Annotated in this window: 1 protein-coding gene; it reads right to left on the reverse strand. The window is 48.9% G+C overall.

Translation table 11 applies throughout. The features are described 5' to 3' along the window. Nucleotides 1-620, reverse strand: a 620-nt coding sequence (locus A3848_RS27475; protein WP_143192470.1) for a transposase, incomplete at its 3' end; no start/stop codon positions are given. Nucleotides 621-894 lie beyond the last annotated feature (274 nt).

Genomic DNA, 894 nt, shown 5'->3' on the forward strand with positions numbered 1-894 from the left:
ATTTGTTCCAGTTTCGCACTGTCAATCTCGGCGGACTCGCCGAGTTCGTTCAGGTCCTGGCCACGGTGTTCCTGTTCTTCTCGTTTCTCTGCGGCCTCAATGTCGACAAACAAAGCATGTACCTTTTCTTGGAGTTTGGCCTTATGCTTACTAACCGCTTTGCCCCACACAAAGGTGTAACGATTCGCGTTGGCCTCGATCTTGGTGCCATCCACGAAGTAATGCTCTAGGGAAATGTATTTTTCGTCCGCAAGAAATTGAAGCACGGCGGTAAATACCCTTTCAAGGACGTCCTTCATCCGCTCAGAACGAAAGCGATTGAGCGTGCGAAAATTCGGACGTTGACGTCCAGCCAGCCACATGAAGGGAATGTTTTCTCGGACCGCTTTGGCGATTTGCCGGGAGGAATAGACTCGCTGCGTATAGGCATAGATAATGACTTTGGTCAGCATTTTAGGATGGTAGCTGTCGCGGCCACCGCCAGGGTAGGCCGCGTCAAAGAGGGCGTCGTCGAGTCGATTTACGGCGGCGTTCACGACACGAACGAGGTGATTTGGTAGGATATCTTCTTCTAAATCCATTGGCAAGCAAAGTGGGTCCATGGTATATTGAATGTACAAAAGAAACCCTCCTTTGAAATGGTTGGTCGCACTTCCATTTTACCAAAAGAGTGGTTTCTTTTTTGCGTTTTTATAAATATTGTAGTATGTTTCCCGCTTAAACAGCGGAGAGGACGGAACGATTGTGGAAAAGCGATAGCGTTCGCCTTTGTGTCCGGATTTTCACCGCTAAGGGGAATAAAAAAAATCTGGACACAAGAGCGATTGGAACAACGGTCCGTTCGCGGAGCGTCCTCACGGAGCACAACGTTTGTCCGACTCCAAAAACAAGGGA

It is taken from the genome of Paenibacillus sp. P32E, assembly GCF_001909085.1.
Taxonomy (GTDB): Bacteria; Bacillota; Bacilli; order Paenibacillales; family Paenibacillaceae; genus Paenibacillus_AQ; species Paenibacillus_AQ helianthi.